The organism is Pseudomonas sp. GQ91, from assembly GCF_059758795.1.
The window spans coordinates 101,759-116,899 of sequence record NZ_JCAXED010000009.1; the positions used below are offsets into that span (position 1 = coordinate 101,759).

11 protein-coding genes are annotated in these 15,141 nt (G+C 60.2%); 9 read left to right on the plus strand and 2 right to left on the minus strand.

All coding sequences use genetic code 11. The annotated features are described in order from the left end of the window. Positions 1-4: 4 nt before the first annotated feature. Positions 5-703, minus strand: coding sequence for a bifunctional 2-polyprenyl-6-hydroxyphenol methylase/3-demethylubiquinol 3-O-methyltransferase UbiG (ubiG, locus tag AC6CIA_RS15225; RefSeq protein WP_498313137.1), 699 nt, complete (start codon positions 701-703; stop codon positions 5-7). A 62-nt stretch (positions 704-765) separates the two neighbouring features. Further along, positions 766-2,097, minus strand: a complete 1,332-nt coding sequence (locus tag AC6CIA_RS15230) for a TRZ/ATZ family hydrolase (RefSeq protein WP_339532808.1) — start codon at positions 2,095-2,097, stop codon at positions 766-768. A gap of 109 nt (positions 2,098-2,206) precedes the next feature. Here AC6CIA_RS15230 and mtnA point away from each other — a divergent pair, with 109 nt between their 5' ends. The 9 genes from mtnA (at position 2,207) to ihfB (ending at position 15,141) form a co-directional block, all read left to right on the plus strand. After that, positions 2,207-3,283 (plus strand): S-methyl-5-thioribose-1-phosphate isomerase, encoded by a 1,077-nt coding sequence (mtnA, locus tag AC6CIA_RS15235; protein ID WP_498313140.1) that lies wholly within the window; start codon positions 2,207-2,209, stop codon positions 3,281-3,283. A 303-nt stretch (positions 3,284-3,586) separates the two neighbouring features. Next, complete coding sequence (gyrA, locus tag AC6CIA_RS15240) at positions 3,587-6,241, plus strand: DNA gyrase subunit A (RefSeq protein ID WP_339532806.1); 2,655 nt, start codon at positions 3,587-3,589, stop codon at positions 6,239-6,241. Between the two features lie 230 nt (positions 6,242-6,471). Beyond that, positions 6,472-7,557: a 3-phosphoserine/phosphohydroxythreonine transaminase gene (gene serC / locus AC6CIA_RS15245; protein WP_339532805.1), complete on the plus strand. Its 1,086-nt coding sequence runs from the start codon at positions 6,472-6,474 to the stop codon at positions 7,555-7,557. Then, positions 7,557-8,651, plus strand: coding sequence for a prephenate dehydratase (pheA, locus tag AC6CIA_RS15250; protein ID WP_339532804.1), 1,095 nt, complete (start codon positions 7,557-7,559; stop codon positions 8,649-8,651). Before serC ends, pheA begins: the two co-directional genes overlap by 1 nt. Before the next feature lie 9 nt (positions 8,652-8,660). Beyond that, the gene (hisC, locus tag AC6CIA_RS15255) at positions 8,661-9,773 is read left to right on the plus strand and encodes a histidinol-phosphate transaminase (RefSeq protein ID WP_498313142.1); all 1,113 of its coding nucleotides are present in this window, start codon (positions 8,661-8,663) and stop codon (positions 9,771-9,773) included. Between the two features lie 28 nt (positions 9,774-9,801). Then, positions 9,802-12,006 (plus strand): bifunctional prephenate dehydrogenase/3-phosphoshikimate 1-carboxyvinyltransferase, encoded by a 2,205-nt coding sequence (locus AC6CIA_RS15260; RefSeq protein WP_498313358.1) that lies wholly within the window; start codon positions 9,802-9,804, stop codon positions 12,004-12,006. Between the two features lie 2 nt (positions 12,007-12,008). Next, positions 12,009-12,698 carry a (d)CMP kinase gene (gene cmk / locus AC6CIA_RS15265; protein WP_339532802.1) on the plus strand — a complete coding sequence of 230 codons (690 nt, stop codon included), beginning with the start codon at positions 12,009-12,011 and terminating at the stop codon, positions 12,696-12,698. Between the two features lie 121 nt (positions 12,699-12,819). Continuing rightward, entirely contained in the window at positions 12,820-14,514 is a 1,695-nt protein-coding gene (rpsA, locus tag AC6CIA_RS15270; protein WP_339532824.1) for a 30S ribosomal protein S1, read from the plus strand. A gap of 330 nt (positions 14,515-14,844) precedes the next feature. Further along, entirely contained in the window at positions 14,845-15,141 is a 297-nt protein-coding gene (gene ihfB, locus AC6CIA_RS15275) for an integration host factor subunit beta (RefSeq protein ID WP_008437689.1), read from the plus strand.

The window sequence follows — 15,141 nt, forward strand, 5'->3', positions numbered from 1 at the left end:
AGGCTCATTCCTCGCGCAAGGTCTGGATCATGTAATTGACGTCAACGTCGCTGGCCAGCTTGTAGTGCTTGGTCAGCGGGTTGTAGGTCAAGCCGATGATGTCTTTGACGGTGAGTCCGGCATGACGGCTCCAGGCGCCCAGTTCGGAAGGGCGGATGAATTTCTTGAAGTCGTGGGTGCCGCGAGGCAGCAGCTTCATGATGTATTCGGCCCCGATGATCGCGAACAGATAGGCTTTCGGGTTCCGGTTGATAGTCGAGAAGAAGACCTGGCCACCGGGCTTGACCATGCGAAAGCAGGCGCGGATCACCGAGGACGGGTCCGGCACGTGTTCAAGCATCTCGAGGCAGGTGACCACGTCGAACTGCTCGGGCATTTCTTCGGCCAGGGCTTCGGCGGTGATCTGCCGGTATTCGACGCTCACGCCGGATTCCAGTTGATGCAGCTGCGCCACCGCCAGTGGCGCTTCGCCCATGTCGATGCCCATCACGGTCGCGCCGCGCAAGGCCATGGCTTCGCTGAGGATGCCGCCGCCGCAACCGACGTCCAGCACCTTCTTGCCTGCCAGGTTGACGCGCTCGTCAATCCAGTTGACGCGCAGTGGATTGATATCGTGCAGCGGCTTGAACTCGCTTTCGCGGTCCCACCAACGATGGGCCAAGGCTTCGAATTTGGCGATTTCAGCGTGGTCGACGTTGCTCATGGATCATCCTCTAAATCTGATAAAACGGTTTGCCGGGCGTGAGGCGGGGCTCAAGCGCGGCGTTATTCGGTATGTCCGCTGATGCGTTGGCCCCAGGCAATGGCCGTGGCGCACAACTGTTGTTCATCCAGGCGAGTCAGTTGCCGGTCGTCGAGCAAGTGTTTGCCGTCGACCCAAAGGTGTTTCACACAATCGCGTCCGGTGGCATATATAAGCTGCGAGACAGGATCATAGATCGGTTGTTGCGCCAGGCCCGACAAGTCGAAGGCGACCAAGTCCGCGGCCTTGCCGACTTGCAGTGAGCCGATTTGGCTGTCCAGGCCCAACGCCCGGGCTCCGTTGAGCGTGGCCATGCGCAACGCGCGATGGGCATCCAGGGCGGTGGCCGAGCCGGCAACGGCTTTGGCGAGCAAGGCCGCGGTGCGGGTTTCACCCAGCAGGTCGAGGTCATTGTTACTGGCTGCGCCGTCGGTGCCTACTGCCACATTGACGCCGGCTTGCCACAGACGTTCCACCGGGCAGAAGCCGCTGGCCAGTTTCAGGTTCGACTCCGGGCAATGGATGACGCTGCTGTTACTTTCTACCAGTAAAGTCAGGTCGTCCTCGCTGATTTGGGTCATATGCACCGCCTGGAAGCGCGGTCCCAGCAAACCCAGGCGGCCAAGGCGTGTCAGCGGGCGCTCACCGTGATGCTCCACCGCCTGCTGCACTTCGAAGGCTGTTTCATGGACATGCATGTGAATGACGGCGTCCAGTTCCTCGGCGATCACCCGGACTTTCTCCAGGTTTTCATCGTTGACGGTATACGGCGCATGAGGCCCGAAGGCAATGTTGATGCGTGGGTGGTGCTTGAGGTCGCCAAACAGTTCGATGCCCTGGCGGATAGCCTCGTCGGCATTGCTGGCGCCGGGAATCGGGAAATCCAGGATCGGGATGGCGATCTGTGCGCGGATGCCACTGTTGTGCACCCGCTCGCTGGCCACTTTTGGAAAGAAATACATGTCCGAAAAACAGGTGATGCCGCCCTTGAGCTGCTCGGCGATGGCCAGGTCGGTGCCGTCACGCACGAAGGCTTCATCCACCCACTTGGCCTCGGCGGGCCAGATGTGATTTTCGAGCCAGTTCATCAGTGGCAAATCGTCCGCCAGGCCACGAAACAGTGTCATTGCCGCGTGGCCGTGGGCGTTGATCAAGCCGGGGCTGAGCAACATGCCAGGCAGTTCCCGGACTTCGGTCGCCGCCAATTTCAGTGCTTGCGTACGGGGTCCGATAAAGGCGATGCGCCCGTCACGGATGCCCAGGCCGTGTTCCTTGAGCACTACGCCGGCAGGTTCGACCGGTACCAGCCAGGTTGGCAGGAGCAATAAGTCGAGCGGGGCGGCGGGTGGCATCATCGGAAGCGTCGTCCAAGGCTGTTATTAAGGAAGGGCGAAGTATACCCGAGCGTCTTGGCTGGCGGATCGCTATAATCGGCGGCTTTTGTGCATGAGTGCGGGGTGAGGGATGCGCGACCGACTGTTGGCTGCGGAGAAGGTAAAGGCCATCGATTGGCGTGATGGCGTCCTGCATCTGCTTGATCAGCGCAGGTTGCCATTCGAGGAAACCTGGATAACCTGCGCCACTGCGGCGGAGGTTGCGCTGGCTATTCGTTCGATGGCGGTGCGTGGCGCGTCGGCGATTGGTATCAGTGCGGCCTACGGGCTGGTGCTGGCGGCCCGTGCGCGGCTCGCCGAAGGCGGCGACTGGCAGGCGGCATGGGAAGAGGACCTGGCGCTGCTGGCCGATACCCGTCCGACGGCGGCGCATCTGTTCTGGGCCTTGAACCGCATGCGCGACCGGCTGGATCGCCTCAAGGAGCCCGCCGACCCGCTGTCGATCCTGGAGGCGGAAGCCCGGGCGATCCACGAAAGTGATCGCGAAGCCAACTTGACCATGGCGCAGTTGGGCGTCGACCTGATCCGCAAGCATCAGGGCAATGCTCAGGCGATCCTTACCCATTGCAACGCGGGTGCCCTGGCGACCGGTGGTTTCGGCACGGCCCTTGGGGTGATTCGCGGGGCGTTCCTGGATGGCATGGTGGAGCGCGTCTATGTCAACGAAACCCGTCCGGCGCTACAAGGTTCGCGGCTGACGGCGTGGGAGTTGGCGGGCGATGGCATCGCGGTCACGATCAACAGCGATTCGGCCGGCGCCCATGTGTTGAAGACCAAGGGCGTCACCTGGGTGATTGTCGGGGCTGACTGCATTGCCGCCAATGGTGACGTGGCCAGCAAGATCGGCACTTATCAATTGGCCGTATGTGCGATGCACCACGGTGTGCGCTTCATGGTGGTGGCGCCCAGCTCCAGCATCGACAGGATGCTGGCCAGTGGCGATGAAATTCCCCTTGAAGAGCGTGACGCGGGGGAGTTGCTGCAAGTCGGCGGCCAGCGGCTCGGGGCTGCGGTCGATGTGTTCAATCCGGTGTTTGACGTGACGCCGGCGGACTTGATTGACGTGATTGTCACGGAAAAAGGCATTGTCGAACGGCCCGACACGGCAAAACTGGCGCAATTGATGTGTCGTAAACGCTTGCATTGAGCGTTTTTCCCTGGAAAAACCGCCGAAGGTTTGCCTCAGGGCCTCTCTCGTCGCCGTCAAGCCTGTCACCCGTCAACTTACTATGCTCCATGCGCATCAGGGGGATAGGTGCGTGGCGGCGATTGTGATAACATTCGGCGGTTTCCAGGGTCACCCCAAGGGGTGATCCTTAATGCGCAGATCCGTGTCCTAACTCGTTGATTTGTCGTAAGTCGTTGCCAGGCACCATGCCGGCGGCGGCGAGCTTCGTTCGTCCCATATGGATGTGACGAGGTTTCACCCGAAAAAGGAATCAGGCTTCTCATGGGCGAACTGGCCAAAGAAATCCTCCCGGTCAATATCGAAGACGAGCTGAAACAGTCCTACCTCGACTACGCGATGAGCGTAATTGTCGGGCGGGCACTGCCTGATGCGCGCGATGGCTTGAAGCCCGTGCACCGGCGTGTGCTGTTCGCGATGAGCGAGCTGGGTAACGACTGGAACAAGCCGTACAAGAAATCTGCCCGTGTTGTCGGTGACGTGATCGGTAAGTATCACCCTCACGGCGACACTGCGGTGTACGACACCATCGTTCGGATGGCTCAGCCGTTTTCCCTGCGCTACCTGCTGGTAGATGGCCAGGGCAACTTCGGTTCGGTCGACGGCGACAACGCCGCGGCCATGCGATACACCGAAGTGCGCATGACCAAGCTGGCGCACGAGCTGCTGGCCGACCTGCATAAAGAAACCGTGGACTGGGTGCCGAACTACGACGGCACCGAAATGATCCCGGCGGTCATGCCGACCCGTATTCCCAACCTGTTGGTCAACGGCTCCAGCGGTATCGCCGTGGGCATGGCCACCAACATCCCGCCACACAACCTCGGTGAAGTCATCGACGGTTGCCTGGCGCTCATCGACAACCCTGAGCTGACCATCGATGAGTTGATGCAGTACATTCCCGGCCCGGACTTCCCGACCGCCGCGATCATCAACGGTCGCGCCGGCATCATCGAAGCCTACCGCACCGGCCGCGGGCGCATTTATATGCGTGCCCGCTCGATCATCGAGGACATCGACAAGGTCGGTGGTCGTCAGCAGATCGTCATTACCGAGCTGCCTTACCAGTTGAACAAGGCGCGATTGATCGAAAAAATCGCCGAACTGGTCAAAGAGAAGAAACTTGAAGGCATCACCGAGCTGCGCGACGAGTCTGACAAGGACGGTATGCGCGTGGTGATCGAGCTGCGTCGCGGCGAAGTGCCTGAAGTGATCCTCAACAACCTCTACGCCCAGACCCAGCTGCAAAGCGTGTTTGGTATCAACGTCGTGGCCTTGATCGACGGCCGCCCGCGCATCCTCAACCTCAAGGATCTGCTGGAAGCCTTTGTCCGTCACCGTCGTGAAGTAGTGACCCGGCGTACCGTGTTTGAACTGCGCAAGGCCCGTGAGCGCGGGCACATCCTGGAAGGCCAGGCGGTAGCGTTGTCGAACATCGACCCGGTGATCGCCCTGATCAAGGCTTCGCCGACTCCGTCGGAAGCCAAGGAAGCGCTGATCAGCACCCCTTGGGAGTCCAGCGCGGTGGTCGCAATGGTCGAGCGCGCCGGTGCCGATTCCTGCCGTCCGGAGAACCTCGACCCGCAATACGGTCTGCGCGAAGGCAAGTACTTCCTGTCACCAGAGCAGGCCCAGGCCATCCTCGAATTGCGCCTGCACCGCCTGACTGGCCTGGAACACGAGAAACTGCTGGCCGAATACCAGGAAATTCTCAACCAGATCGGCGAGCTGATCCGCATCCTCAATAGCGCCGTGCGCCTGATGGAAGTGATTCGCGAAGAGCTGGAAGTGATCCGCGCCGAATACGGCGACGTGCGCCGTACCGAAATCCTCGACGCACGTCTCGACCTGACCCTGGGTGACATGATCCCGGAAGAAGAGCGCGTGGTGACTATTTCCCACGGCGGCTACGCCAAGACTCAGCCACTGGCTGCCTATCAGGCCCAGCGCCGTGGCGGTAAAGGCAAGTCGGCGACCGGCGTCAAGGATGAGGACTACATTGCTCACCTGCTGGTCGCCAACAGCCACACCACGCTCCTGCTGTTCTCCAGCAAGGGCAAGGTGTACTGGCTGAAGACCTACGAAATCCCGGAAGCATCCCGCGCGGCCCGTGGTCGTCCCTTGGTCAACCTGCTGCCGCTGGACAGTGATGAATACATCACCACCATGCTGCCGGTCGAGGAATACACCGAAGGTCACTTCATTTTCATGGCGACCGCCAAGGGCACCGTGAAAAAGACTCCGCTGGAATCCTTCAGCCGCCAGCGCAGCGTGGGCCTGATCGCCCTGGAGCTGGACGAAGGCGACGTATTGATCTCGGCTGCCATCACCGATGGCGAGCGTGAAGTCATGCTGTTCTCCGACGGTGGCAAGGTCACGCGCTTCAAGGAATCCGACGTGCGTGCCATGGGCCGTACCGCCCGCGGTGTGCGCGGCATGCGTCTGCCGGAAGGGCAGAAGCTGATTTCCATGCTGATCCCGGAAGAAGGCAGCGAGATCCTCACTGCTTCGGCCCGTGGTTACGGCAAGCGTACCGCTATCAGCGAGTTCCCGGAGTACAAGCGTGGCGGCCAGGGCGTGATCGCCATGGTCAGCAACGACCGTAACGGTCGTCTGGTCGGCGCGGTCCAGGTGCTGGATGGCGAGGAAATCATGTTGATTTCCGACCAGGGCACGCTGGTGCGTACCCGTGTGGCTGAAGTGTCGAGCCTGGGGCGTAACACCCAGGGCGTGACGCTGATCAAGCTGGCCAGCGATGAAACGCTGGTAGGCCTGGAGCGTGTCCAGGAGCCATCGGAAGTCGAAGGCGAAGAGCTCGAAGGCGAGACGTTTGAAGGCGAGGTGATCGCGGGCAGCGATGACAGCGTCGACGAGCCAACCCTCGACGCTGCCGCAGACGAAGAAGAACCGCAGGAATAAGCGGACATACAAGGGGGCGGATGAAAATTCGCCCCCTTGTTGTTTGTCCGGATGGAAATATCGACAACGATGGAGACCTCTTGTGGGAGCGGGCTTGCTCGCGAAGGCGGAGGGTCAGTCGCCAGATGTGTTGACTGACACGCCGCCTTCGCGAGCAAGCCCGCTCCCACACTGGATCCAGTGTCGACTGATATGTTTGCGTGACTACCCAAATCAGAGTGAGATTGGATGTGAGCAAGAGAGCCTATAACTTCTGTGCCGGTCCCGCGGCGCTTCCTGAAGCAGTCCTGCAGCGTGCGCAGGGTGAACTCCTCGACTGGCATGGCAAAGGCCTCTCTGTGATGGAAATGAGCCATCGCAGCGATGAGTTCGTGTCCATCGCCACCAAGGCCGAGCAGGATCTGCGCGACCTGCTGGACATCCCATCCGATTACAAAGTGTTGTTCCTGCAGGGCGGCGCGAGCCAGCAGTTTGCCCAGCTGCCACTGAACCTGCTGCCGGAAGACGGCACGGCGGACTACATCGACACCGGTATCTGGTCGCAGAAAGCCATTGAAGAAGCCTCGCGCTACGGCAACATCAATGTCGCGGGCACCGCCAAGCCTTACGACTACTTCGCGATCCCGGGTCAGAACGAATGGCAGCTGTCTGCGGACGCGGCCTACGTGCACTACGTGCAGAACGAAACCATCGGCGGCCTGGAATTCGACTGGGTGCCGCAGACCGGTGATGTGCCGCTGGTGTGTGACATGTCTTCGGACATTCTTTCGCGACCTATCGATGTCTCGCGCTACGGCATGATCTACGCCGGCGCCCAGAAGAACATCGGCCCGAGCGGGATCCTGGTCAACATCATCCGTGAAGACCTGCTGGGGCGTGCGCGTTCGTTGTGCCCGACCATGCTCAACTACAAGGTCGCCGCCGATAACGGCTCGATGTACAACACTCCGCCGGCCTTTGCCTGGTACCTCTCGGGCCTGGTCTTCGAATGGCTGAAAGAGCAGGGCGGTGTGGCTGCCATGGGCAAGCTCAACGAAGAGAAGAAGCGCGTCCTGTACGACTTCATCGACGCCAGCGGCCTGTACAGCAACCCGATCAACAAGACTGATCGCTCGTGGATGAACGTGCCCTTCCGCCTGGCGGATGATCGTCTGGACAAGCCGTTCCTGGCAGGTGCTGAAGAGCGTGGCCTGCTGAACCTCAAGGGGCACCGTTCGGTGGGGGGCATGCGCGCTTCGATCTACAATGCTGTCGACATCAATGGCGTCAAGGCGCTGGTGGCCTACATGACAGCGTTCGAAAAGGAACACGGCTAATGTCTGAGCAAGAACTCAAGGCCCTGCGCCTGCGCATTGACAGCCTCGACGAAAAAGTCCTGGAACTGATCAGCGAGCGTGCGCGCTGCGCCCAGGAAGTTGCACGGGTGAAAATGGCCTCCCTGGCCGAAGGCGAAGTGCCGGTGTTCTACCGTCCGGAGCGTGAGGCGCAGGTGCTCAAGCGGGTGATGGAGCGTAACCAGGGCCCGCTGGGCAACGAAGAGATGGCGCGGTTGTTCCGTGAAATCATGTCGTCATGCCTGGCTTTGGAACAGCCGCTGAAAGTGGCGTACCTCGGCCCTGAAGGGACCTTCACCCAAGCAGCGGCCATGAAACACTTTGGTCACGCGGTGATCAGCAAGCCCATGGCGGCCATCGATGAAGTATTCCGCGAAGTGGCGGCCGGCGCGGTGAACTTTGGCGTGGTGCCGGTGGAGAACTCCACGGAAGGCGCGGTCAACCACACCCTCGACAGCTTCCTTGAACACGACATGGTGATCTGCGGCGAAGTCGAGCTGCGCATTCACCACCATTTGTTGGTCGGCGAAAATACCAAGACCGACAGCATCAGCCGTATCTACTCCCATGCCCAGTCGCTGGCCCAGTGCCGCAAATGGCTGGATGCCCATTACCCGAATGTCGAGCGCGTAGCGGTGTCCAGCAACGCCGAGGCGGCCAAGCGGGTCAAGGGTGAGTGGAATTCGGCGGCGATTGCCGGCGATATGGCCGCGGGCCTGTACGGTTTGACCCGTCTGGCGGAAAAAATCGAGGACCGCCCGGACAACTCCACGCGCTTCTTGATGATCGGCAGCCAGGAAGTGCCGCCGACCGGCGACGACAAGACTTCGATCATCGTCTCCATGAGCAACAAGCCTGGCGCGCTTCACGAACTGCTGGTGCCGTTCCACGACAACGGGATTGACCTGACGCGCATCGAGACACGTCCGTCGCGCAGCGGTAAATGGACCTACGTGTTCTTTATCGACTTCATCGGCCATCACCGCGACCCGCTGGTCAAGAGTGTGCTGGAGAAAATCAGCCAGGAAGCCGTGGCGCTCAAGGTGCTCGGCTCTTACCCGAAAGCGGTTCTGTGAGGCTTTAACATGAGTGGCAATTTCCTCGCCTTGGCACAGCCGGGCGTGCAACAACTGTCGCCTTACGTTCCAGGCAAGCCTGTGGACGAGTTGGCGCGTGAGCTGAATCTCGATCCGGCCAGGATCGTCAAGTTGGCGAGTAACGAAAACCCGCTGGGCCCCAGTCCCAAGGTGCTGGCGGCGATTCGCGAAGAGTTGGCCGAGCTGACCCGCTATCCCGATGGCAACGGTTTTGCGCTCAAATCGCTGTTGGCCGAGCGCTGCCGGGTAGCGTTGAGCCAGGTCACGCTGGGTAACGGCTCCAATGACATTCTTGAGCTGGTGGCGCGGGCCTATCTGGCGCCGGGCTTGAATGCGGTGTTCAGCGAGCATGCTTTTGCGGTCTATCCGATCGTCACTCAGGCGGTCGGTGCCGAGGCGCGGGTGATCCCGGCCAAGGACTGGGGGCATGACTTGCCTGCGATGCTGGCGGCGATCGATGCCCAGACCCGTGTGGTGTTTATCGCCAACCCGAACAACCCGACCGGGACCTGGTTTGGTGCCGAGGCGCTGGACGCGTTCCTGCAGGATGTGCCGGAACATGTGCTGGTGGTGCTGGACGAGGCTTACATCGAGTACGCCGAAGGCAGCGACCTGCCGGACGGCCTGGATTTTCTCGCGGCGTATCCCAATCTGCTGGTGTCCCGTACCTTCTCCAAGGCGTATGGCCTGGCCTCGTTGCGGGTTGGCTACGGCCTATCCACTGCGGTGGTCGCGGATGTGCTGAACCGCGTGCGTCAGCCGTTCAACGTCAACAGCCTGGCGCTGGCAGCGGCGTGTGCGGCTGTGCAGGATGGCGAGTACCTGGCTGAAGGCCGCCGCCTCAATGAAAGCGGCATGCTGCAGTTGCAGGAAGGTTTCCGCGAGTTGGGCCTGGGCTGGATTCCGTCCAAGGGCAATTTCATCTGCGTCGACCTCGGGCAAGACGCGGCGCCGGTGTTTCAGGGGCTGTTGCGCGAAGGTGTGATCGTGCGTCCGGTTGCCAATTACGGGATGCCGAACCACTTGCGCATCACCATCGGTTTGCCGGCGGAAAACAGCCGTTTCCTTGAGGCGCTGGCCAAGGTCCTGGCCCGTGGTTGATGTCACGGCGTTGCAACCTGTTGTGCCTGTGGTCGGTCGCCTGGTGGTGGTCGGCCTGGGGTTGATCGGCGGCTCCTTCGCCAAGGGGCTGCGGGAAAGTGGCCTGTGTGGCGAAGTGGTCGGCGTCGACCTGGATCCGCAATCGCGTACGTTGGCGGTCGAGCTGGGGGTTGTCGATCGCTGCGAGGCGGACCTGGCGATGGCCTGCCGTGGCGCCGATGTGATTCAGTTGGCGGTGCCGATCCTGGCGATGGAGAAACTGTTGGCATTGCTCGCAGGCATGGACCTGGGTCAGGCGATTCTTACCGATGTCGGCAGCGCCAAGGGCAATGTGGTGCGTGCGGCGCGCTCGGCGTTTGGTGGCATGCCGTCGCGGTTCGTGCCGGGGCATCCGATTGCCGGCTCTGAACAGAGCGGGGTGGAAGCGTCCAATGCGCAGCTGTTCCGCCGGCATAAAGTGATCCTGACGCCGCTGCAGGAAACTGACCCGACCGCGTTGGCGGTGGTGGATCGCCTCTGGCGTGAGCTGGGCGCAGATGTCGAGCATATGCAGGTCGAGCGCCATGATGAAGTGTTGGCCGCGACCAGCCATTTGCCGCATTTATTGGCATTTGGTCTTGTCGATTCCCTCGCCAAACGCAACGAAAACCTCGAGATTTTCCGTTACGCCGCCGGTGGCTTTCGCGATTTCACGCGGATTGCCGGCAGTGATCCGGTGATGTGGCATGACATCTTCCTGGCTAATCGCGAGGCGGTGCTGCGTACTCTGGACACCTTCCGCGGCGACCTGGACGCCTTGCGCGACGCGGTCGATGCCGGAGATGGCCATCAATTATTGGGCGTGTTCACCCGTGCGCGGGTGGCGCGCGAGCATTTCAGCAAGATCCTGGCGCGCCGGGCCTACGTGGACGCCGCGGTGAGCGCCGACGAGGTGGTGTTTATCGCCAGTCCTGGCGGCCGCCTGAGCGGGCAGGTTCGAGTGCCGGGTGACAAGTCGATTTCACACCGCTCGATCATGCTCGGTTCCCTGGCGGAAGGCGTGACTGAGGTCGAAGGCTTCCTGGAAGGCGAAGATGCGCTCGCGACGTTGCAGGCATTCCGCGACATGGGCGTGGTGATTGAAGGCCCGCACCATGGGCGCGTGACCATTCATGGGGTTGGCTTGCATGGCTTGAAGCCGGCGCCGGGGCCGATCTACCTCGGTAATTCGGGTACGTCCATGCGCCTGTTGTCCGGCTTGCTGGCGGCCCAGGCCTTTGACAGTGTCCTGACGGGGGACGCCTCGCTGTCCCGGCGTCCGATGAACCGCATCGCCAAACCCTTGCGGGAGATGGGCGCGAGCATCGAGACCGGGCCGCAAGGGCATCCACCGCTGACCATTCGCGGCGGTCAGGCGCTTAAAGGCTTGAACTACGTGCTGCCGATGGCCAGCGCCCAGGTCAAGTCCAGTCTGCTGTTGGCCGGCTTGTATGCCGAAGGCAGGACGGCAGTCAGCGAGCCTGCGCCGACCCGTGACCATACCGAGCGCATGCTGCGTGGTTTTGGCTATCCGGTTGAGGTGACGGGGGCAACGGCTGCGGTCGAGTCGGGGCGTACGCTGCTCGCGACGCGTATCGAAGTGCCGGGTGATCTCTCATCTGCGGCATTTTTCCTGGTGGCGGCCTCGATTGCCGAGGGCTCCGAGCTGTTGCTTGAGCACGTTGGCATCAATCCGACACGTACGGGTGTTATCGATATCCTGCGTTTGATGGGCGCGGATATCACCCTGGAGAATCCTCGGGAAGTTGGCGGCGAGCCGGTTGCCGACCTGCGGGTCCGATCTGCGCCGCTGCAAGGCATCGAGATTCCCGCAGCGCTGGTGCCCTTGGCCATTGACGAATTCCCTGTGTTATTTGTTGCCGCGGCCTGTGCCCGGGGGCGCACCGTCTTGCGTGGGGCCGAGGAGCTGCGCGTCAAGGAGTCTGACCGGATCCAGGCGATGGCCGATGGTCTGCTGGCGCTGGGCGTGAAGTGTGTGCCGACACCCGATGGGATTATCATTGACGGCGGCGTGATCGGCGGGGGCGAGGTGCATGCCCACGGCGATCACCGGATTGCCATGGCATTCAGCGTGGCCTCGCTACGGGCTGCAGCGCCGATTCTTATCCATGACTGTGCCAATGTAGCTACATCTTTTCCGAATTTTCTTACACTGTGTGCCCAAGTCGGCATGCGTGTTGCCCAAGAGGCTTAATTGTGAATATCAAAGCACCGGTGATTACCATAGATGGGCCAAGTGGCTCGGGCAAAGGCACGGTGGCCGGCATTCTGGCCAAGCGCCTGGGGTGGTGTCTGCTGGATTCCGGGGCGTTGTACCGCCTGCTGGCCTTCGCCGCGCGCAATCATGGCGTCGACCTGACTAACGAAGAATCGCTGAAGCTGCTGGCCGCGCACCTCGACGTGCAGTTCGTGGGCGCGACGGAAGGGCATCCCCAACGGATTATCCTGGAAGGGGATGATGTGACTGACGACCTGCGCAATGAGCAAGTCGGCTCCTGGGCTTCCCAGGTCGCCGCATTGCCGGCGGTGCGTGATGCGCTGCTGCAGCGTCAACGGGCTTTTCAGGAGCCGCCGGGTCTGGTGGCGGATGGCCGCGACATGGGCACCGTGGTATTTCCCGAGGCGCCCTTGAAGATTTTCCTGACCGCCAGTGCCGAGGAACGGGCCCGTCGCCGTTACTTGCAGTTGAAGGGCAAGGTCGATGGTGTTAGTCTGTCGAGTCTGCTAGATGAGATCCGTGCACGCGATGAGCGTGATACCCAGCGTTCGGTAGCCCCGCTTAAGCCGGCGGCTGACGCCATACAGCTGGATTCCACGGAGTTGTCCATCGAGCAGGTGCTGGAACGCATCCTGAGTGAAATCGCCATTCGCGATATCGCCGGATGACTTAGAAAAAACGCAGGGGACCAGTCCTAGACCTGCGTTTCTTCTCTTATATGAACGTAACCCACACCGTCTGGGGTGTGGCAGATGGGCGTATTCTTCGCCCTTATCAACAGGAATTAAAATGAGCGAAAGCTTTGCGGAACTCTTTGAAGAAAGCCTAAAAACCCTGAACCTTCAGGCAGGCTCCATCATCACCGGTGTTATCGTTGATATCGATTACCAGGCTCGCTGGGTAACCGTTCACGCTGGTCTGAAGTCTGAAGCACTCATCCCGCTTGAACAGTTCTACAACGATGCTGGCGATCTGACAATCAATGTCGGTGACGAAGTTCACGTTGCTCTGGACTCGGTTGAAGACGGTTTCGGTGAAACCAAGCTGTCCCGTGAAAAAGCCAAGCGCGCTGAATGCTGGATTGTTCTCGAAGCAGCCTTCGCAGCTGAAGAAGTGGTCAAGGGCGTTATCAACGGTAAGGTTAAAGGCGGCTTCACTGTCGACGTTAACGGCATCCGTGCGTTCCTGCCAGGTTCTTTGGTCGACGTTCGTCCAGTGCGCGACACCACGCACCTGGAAGGCAAGGAACTCGAATTCAAGGTCATCAAGCTCGACCAGAAGCGCAACAACGTTGTCGTTTCCCGTCGCAGCGTCCTGGAAGCAGAGAACTCCGCCGAGCGTGAAGCTCTGCTGGAATCCCTGCAGGAAGGCCAACAAGTCAAAGGTATCGTCAAGAACCTCACCGATTACGGCGCATTCGTCGATCTGGGTGGCGTCGATGGCCTGCTGCACATTACCGACATGGCTTGGAAGCGTATCAAGCATCCTTCCGAAATCGTCAACGTTGGCGACGAGATCGATGTCAAGGTCCTGAAGTACGATCGTGAGCGCAACCGTGTCTCCCTGGGCTTGAAGCAGCTGGGCGAAGATCCATGGGTCGCTATCAAGGCTCGTTACCCAGAAAGCACCCGCGTTACCGCGCGTGTAACCAACCTGACCGACTACGGCTGCTTCGCAGAGCTGGAAGAAGGCGTGGAAGGCCTGGTACACGTTTCCGAAATGGACTGGACCAACAAGAACATCCACCCTTCGAAAGTCGTACAAGTCGGCGACGAAGTGGAAGTCATGGTTCTGGACATCGACGAAGAGCGTCGTCGTATCTCCCTCGGCATCAAGCAGTGCAAATCTAACCCATGGGAAGATTTCTCTGGCCAGTTCAACAAGGGCGATAAAATCTCCGGCACCATCAAGTCGATCACCGATTTCGGTATCTTCATTGGTCTGGACGGCGGCATCGACGGTCTGGTTCACCTGTCCGACATCTCCTGGAACGAAGTGGGCGAAGAAGCTGTTCGTCGCTTCAAGAAGGGCGACGAGCTGGACACCGTTATCCTGTCGGTTGACCCAGAGCGCGAGCGCATCTCCCTGGGTATCAAGCAACTGGAAAGCGATCCGTTCTCCGAGTACGTTCAAGAGAACGACAAAGGCGCCATCGTTAAAGGCACTGTGAAAGAAGTTGACGCCAAAGGCGCCATCATCGTTCTGGCCGAAGATATCGAAGCGACTCTGAAAGCCTCTGAAATCAGCCGTGACCGCGTTGAAGACGCGCGCAACGTTCTGAAAGAAGGCCAGGAAGTAGAAGCCAAGATCATCAGCGTTGACCGCAAGAGCCGCGTAATCCAGCTCTCCATCAAGTCGAAAGACGAGATCGAAGAGAAAGAAGCGATCCAGAGCCTGCGCGACAAGCCAGCGACCTCTGACATCGCTGCAGGCCCGACCACTCTGGGCGACCTGCTGCGTGCACAAATGGAAAAACAGAACTAAGTTCTGCTGGACCATAGAAAAAGGGCGACTTCGGTCGCCCTTTTTTTGTGGGCGGGATTTGAGTGTGTCGCCGTGGTTTGCCTATTGGCTTCTCTGCGGGGTGCTGAGCGCGCTCACAGGTATCTATTATTCAATTGCGCACTGTTCCAGCGATTTTGCGCCCAGTAGTCTTCTGCGCCTTCCTGTGCGTTAAGCGCTTGAGTCCGGTGTCGTGCGCGCTGTGCCAATTCTTGAGCAAGATAAGTCAAGAGACAGGCTGTTCAAATTCATCAGGTCATGCTAAAACCTTCGGAGCGCTTTTCCTAGCTACTTGAAAAAGAAGGGAAAAATATGACGAAGTCGGAGTTGATCGAACGAATTGTCACCCATCAAGGGCTGCTGTCATCCAAGGATGTCGAGCTGGCCATCAAGACCATGCTTGAACAAATGTCCCAGTGCCTCGCCACTGGTGATCGTATAGAAATTCGCGGTTTCGGCAGCTTCTCGCTGCACTACCGTGCGCCCCGCGTGGGTCGCAACCCGAAGACCGGCCAGTCCGTAAGCCTCGATGGCAAGTTTGTGCCTCACTTCAAGCCAGGCAAGGAATTGCGCGACCGGGTGAACGAAGATGAGGAAGAGAGCGTCTGA